This window comes from Sutterella seckii, from assembly GCF_009183815.1.
Taxonomy (GTDB): Bacteria; Pseudomonadota; Gammaproteobacteria; order Burkholderiales; family Burkholderiaceae_F; genus Sutterella; species Sutterella seckii.
Window position 1 is genome coordinate 1 of the sequence record NZ_WEHX01000129.1, and the last position, 5011, is coordinate 5011.

4 protein-coding genes are annotated in these 5011 nt (G+C 58.2%); 2 read left to right on the forward strand and 2 right to left on the reverse strand.

Features of this window, described 5'->3' with window-relative positions:
* Window positions 1-1314, forward strand: a 1314-nt coding sequence (locus tag GBM95_RS11015) for an aldehyde dehydrogenase family protein (protein WP_152159140.1), incomplete at its 5' end; no start/stop codon positions are given.
* A gap of 109 nt (window positions 1315-1423) precedes the next feature.
* On the opposite strand, the gene GBM95_RS11020 is transcribed toward GBM95_RS11015, so the two are convergent.
* Complete coding sequence (locus GBM95_RS11020; RefSeq protein ID WP_319643769.1) at window positions 1424-1882, reverse strand: cytochrome c3 family protein; 459 nt, start codon at window positions 1880-1882, stop codon at window positions 1424-1426.
* Window positions 1767-3233 carry an FAD-dependent oxidoreductase gene (locus GBM95_RS11025; protein ID WP_152159142.1) on the reverse strand — a complete coding sequence of 489 codons (1467 nt, stop codon included), beginning with the start codon at window positions 3231-3233 and terminating at the stop codon, window positions 1767-1769. The genes GBM95_RS11020 and GBM95_RS11025 overlap by 116 nt, the downstream gene beginning before the upstream one ends.
* 199 nt (window positions 3234-3432) lie before the next feature.
* On the opposite strand from GBM95_RS11025, the gene GBM95_RS11030 reads away from it, so the two are divergent.
* Window positions 3433-4953, forward strand: coding sequence for a PhnD/SsuA/transferrin family substrate-binding protein (locus GBM95_RS11030; protein WP_193222680.1), 1521 nt, complete (start codon window positions 3433-3435; stop codon window positions 4951-4953).
* The last annotated feature ends 58 nt before the right edge of the window (window positions 4954-5011 follow it).

Below are 5011 nucleotides of genomic sequence, written 5' to 3' on the forward strand. Positions count from 1 at the left end.
GCCGCGCGCGCCGCTCAGCCCGCCTGGGCCGCGAAGTCCGTTCAGGAACGCGCCGCGCTTCTTCTGAAGATTGCCGACAGGATCGACGAACGCGCGAAGGAGCTCGCCACGGTTGAAACGCTCGACAACGGCAAGCCCATCCGCGAAACCACGCTCGTCGACGTGCCGCTCTCCTCGGACCACTTCCGCTACTTCGCGGGCTGCATCCGCGCCGATGAAGGCGAAGCCACGATGATCGACGAAAACACGCTCTCGATCATTCTGCGCGAGCCGATCGGCGTGGTCGGCCAGATTGTTCCGTGGAACTTCCCGCTTCTGATGGGCGCCTGGAAGATCGCCCCGGCGATCGCCGCCGGCAACACCGTCGTCATCAAGTCCTCGTCGACGACGCCGCTTTCGCTCAACGTCCTCGGCGAAATCCTCAATGAAATCCTCCCGCCGGGCGTCGTCAACGTGATTACCGGCCGCGGCTCCGTTTCGGGCCAGGCGATGCTCGAGAACCCCGGCTTCGACAAGCTCGCCTTCACGGGCTCGACCGAAGTCGGCCGCGACGTGGGCCTTGCCGCCGCGAAGCAGATCATTCCGGCAACGCTCGAACTCGGCGGCAAGTCGGCCAACATCTACTTCAACGACTGCCAGATGGACAAGGCGATTGAAGGCGCCCAGATCGGCATCCTCTTCAACCAGGGCCAGGTCTGCTGCGCGGGCTCGCGCATCTTCGTGCAGGAAGGGATCTACGACGAATTCGTCGCGAAGCTCGCCGAGGCCTTCAGCGAGGTGAAGGTCGGCAACCCCATGTCGATGGATACCCAGATGGGTTCCCAGGTGAATGAACGCCAGCTCGAGAAGATTCTCGGCTGGGTCGAGGAGGCGAAGAAGGAAGGCGCACGCGTCCTCACGGGCGGCGAACGCGCTCAGGTTCCCGGCATGAAGGGCGCCTTCATGCGCCCGACCCTCCTCGTCGACTGCGAGAACTCGATGAAGGTCTGCCAGGAGGAAATCTTCGGGCCGGTCGCCTGCGTCGTGAAGTTCAGGACCGAGGAAGAAGTCCTCGCCATGGCGAACGACTCCGAGTACGGTCTCGGCGGCGCCGTCTGGACGCGCGACATCAACCGCGCCTTCCGCGTTGCCCGCGGCGTGCGCACGGGCCGCATGTGGGTCAACACCTACAACGAGCTCCCGGCCCACACGCCCTTCGGCGGCTATAAGAAGTCCGGCATCGGCCGCGAGACGCACAAGGTGATCCTTGAGCACTACAGCCAGATGAAGAACATCTACGTGAGCCTCTCGGAAAAGAAGCGCGGCTTCTTCTGATAATTGACGGCTCATCCCGGGTTTCGGGGTGAGTTGCTGCAGAAGCTGAGAACGGGAAGGACGGTTTGCGCCGCGCCTTCCCGTTTTTTCTGTCTCAGAGACTCGTCAATCAGGGCGTCTTCAGATCAAACTGATGACACGCATTGCAGAAAACAACGCTTTGCTGATGACCCTTGTGACAGGTCGTGCAGTCACGGTCTCCGTAATGATTGAAGTGCGGATTGGGAACCACCTTCTCCGTTCTTCTGGCCATTGACTCATAACTTCCATGGCATTTGAGGCATGCATCCTTGCGTACCGGCCTCGTTTTGTCATTGTCTGCGTAGCATGCCTCGCAGCCCATTCCGCGCGCCGCATGACGATCCGCCGTTGCCGGCTGCGCCGCGAGAGCTCCTGAAAGGCATAACAGACCAAGAATGCAAAGCAGCTCTTTTTTCATTTTTCCTTCCCCCTTAGCCCATTCTGTGCGACAAAGCCATCTGCCGGGCAGCAATGCGCCCGAACACCAGAGCGCCGCCCAACTGAGTTCCGCCGATATAGTTGCCGTAGAAAAGACCGCCCGCAGCATTTCCCGCTGCATAGAGACCTTTTATCGGACGATCCTCATTGGTCAAGATCTCTGCCTTTTCGTTGATCTTCGGCCCGCCGAAGGTCGCCGTAATACCGCCCTGGAAGGGGAATGCATAGAACGGGCCCTGATCAAGAGGCGTGGGCTCATCGAGTGAGCACGGAGGATTCATTTCCTTCAGCCGCCCATCCTTAAGCGCCCTGTTGAATTCGGCAAACAAATCCGTCAAAACCCTGGGCTCAAGCCCCATCTTCTTTGCAAGCTCCTCCGGCGTATCGGCGACCAGCACTTTGGTCTTCATTTCGATAAATTTTTTAGCCGCAGCAGCCGCTTTGGGCCAATGACTGTCAATCAAATGGTAGGCGAGGTTCTCCGGCGTTCTTGTGGCCGTTGCCATGGATTTCTGCGTGTAGGTATAGATCTCGTCCATGAAGCGCTTGCCGCGCACGTCGACATCAAGGCCTACGCCTGCGTCGATCACGAAATTCGGATTCGCATGCGTCTCCTCAACGATCGGGCCGCAGTGAAACTGATCCATGTGAACGAATTTGGCGCCGAGCGGAGCCGTGAGAAGAATGTTTTCTCCCGTCACATAGGGGGATCCGCGGAGGACGAGCCGGGAAAGCGGACCGCCCATGTAGCGGCAGAGCATTTCCCGACTGCCGGAAAAGCCGCCCGTCGCTATGAGAACGCCGTCCCTGGCATAGAAATTCTTCCACCCGTCATCCGTAACCGTCCTGACGCCTGAAACGCGGAAATGCTCGTCAGTAATGAACTCCATTGCTTTTGTGTTGAAAAGCAATGGAATGCCGCGGTCCTCTACAGCTTTAAGCAGATCGCGGATCAGCCTCGCACCGCCGGTCAGCCCCTTGCCGTCCACGTTGTGCATCCGGTAGAGAAGCGGCCACGGCTTGCGGCCGATCTTGCCGAACTTGACGCCGACATGGCTTTTCAGCCACTCAAGATCTTCGCCGATGTGCGCGACGTACGTGTCGACAAGAGCGGGATCAGCGCGGTTTTCCGACACCTTCATCATATCGGCGCGGAATGCTTCACGGCTTTCCTCATGGCCTTCAGCCTTTTGCTGAGGCGTTCCCCAGGCGGCAATCCCGCCCGAAGCATAGAGGGAATTACCTGCTGCATAGTCCATCTTTTCGAGCACGACAGGCTTGAGGCCCAGGTCATGCGCCTCAATGGCTGCAACCAGACCAGCCGTACCGGCGCCGAGGATGACGACGTCGTACGCATCACGTTCCTTGGGGTCTGCATGAGCGGCTGCGGCAGCGGGGACAAGCGGACCGGCAGCCGAAATGGCTACAGATCCTCTCAGGAGATTACGACGGGAAATCATTTTCTTCTTCCTTTTTAGGTTTTCCTGCATCTCTTATGAGAAGCCAACCAACATGAGGATTCTTTCCCGAATGCATGCCTAGGCATCGTGACCGTTGTCTAGAGGCATGCTTTTGAAAATGCCTCTGCACTCAGAATTTCGAAAAGCATGCCCTTCTTTCCATAAAATTCAATCAAAGCCCTCTGTTTCTCTCAATGCCGTGAAGCTGCTCCTCCCTTCGCTCGTCCTCGTGATCCTGATTGCCCCTGCTTTTGCTGAGGCACCCTCGACCTCTCCATCTTCGCCGCCCTACGTCATCGGAGAAGAAATTGCGTCGCCCGAAGGTCCTGTCGACGCAGCCCGACCTGTAGTGAAGCTCCTCGTCACGCAGTTCGCCAAACCCAACATTCACTACCCGGTGGTGGAAGACACCATCGAAATATTCCGCAAGACGTTCGGACGTGGCAATTTCTCAGCCCGGGTCTATTCCGGCGAAACCAAAGATATCGGCGATGCGGATCTGGTGCTCAGTTCTGCCGGCACATACGGACGCATGCTCGGCGGCGGCGCGAGAGACCTTGCCACAGTTGTGTCCTCCTTTGCTCCAGATCCCAATCACGCGGAAGGCGCACTCTTCATAACCCTCAGGAAACGTGCAGACATTGACAAATTTGAGGATTTGAAGGGGAAAAAAGCGACGGCCACAGGGCCTAATGCATTTGCCGGCTGGCATATCGCACTCGGCGAAATCGCGTCCCGAAGCTTCAACCCTGACCGCTTCTTCAGCGACCTGATCCCGAGCGGCCACGACATGACGCGGGAACTCGATCTTCTCAGGAGCGGAGCCGCCGATGTCGCCGTCGTGCGCACATGCTTTCTGGAGGAACTCGCAAATGCCGGCGAGGACGTAAGCGACATCAAGCCGATCGCGGTGAAACCCGGCATTCATCCCGCAGGATGCCTCTCTTCCACCAGGCTTTATCCCAACTGGACGATTTTCGCAACGCCCCGGCTTTCCCCGCAAAATGCAAGACTTGCCACTCAGGCTCTTCTCTCGATGCTTCCCGGGCCGCATGATCTCAGCTGGGGAATCGCGAGCGACTTCTCAAGCGTCGACAATCTGTACCGTGCGATACGCCGGGGGCCGTACGAATATTTGCGTTCCTGGACCTGGAGAAGGTTCTGGGACGAATATAAAACGTATGTCCTGCTGCTCTTCTTCTCTATTGCCGGCCTTGCAGCTCACGCTGCCCGGAGTTCTTACCTTGTGCGCCTGCGCACTGCTGAACTCAAAGATGCGCTTCACCGCGAGCAGGAAAGCGAAAAAAAGGCGCGCATTGCCTCTGAACGCATGGAGACGCTCAGACGTGCCGGCGCAGTCGGGCAAATGTCGTCAATCATCGCTCACGAACTTCGACAGCCCTTGAGCGCCATCGTGAGCTATTCGCAGGGCCTGCAGCGCATGCTTGACACCGACGTTCGTGCGCCTGCAGATGTCCTGCTTGACGGCATCAGCTCCATCCGGTCTCAGGCAGAGCGGGCCGAAGACATCGTCGGCAAGGTGCGAAGCTATGCCAAAGGCGAAGCGCCCGCAAGAGTGCGGACGGATCTCGGTCAACTTTGCCGCAAAGCCGTGCGCACCCTCAACGACGCCAGAATTTCTCCGGTGAAAGTAGCCATTACTACGCCAGCAGAAACGTATTTCGTGAATTTCCAGAAATCCGGTAACAGCACCCCTTGAAGCTGCATGACGATAAGGGGAATATTTTCACAGAGGCTTGCTGGATTTCTTCTCCTGG

Excerpts from the sequence above, each read along its gene's own strand:
- GBM95_RS11020 (WP_319643769.1), bottom strand. The coding sequence starts at position 1,882 with ATGCTGCGGGCGGTCTTTTCTACGGCAACTATATCGGCGGAACTCAGT.
- GBM95_RS11025 (WP_152159142.1), bottom strand. The coding sequence starts at position 3,233 with ATGATTTCCCGTCGTAATCTCCTGAGAGGATCTGTAGCCATTTCGGCT.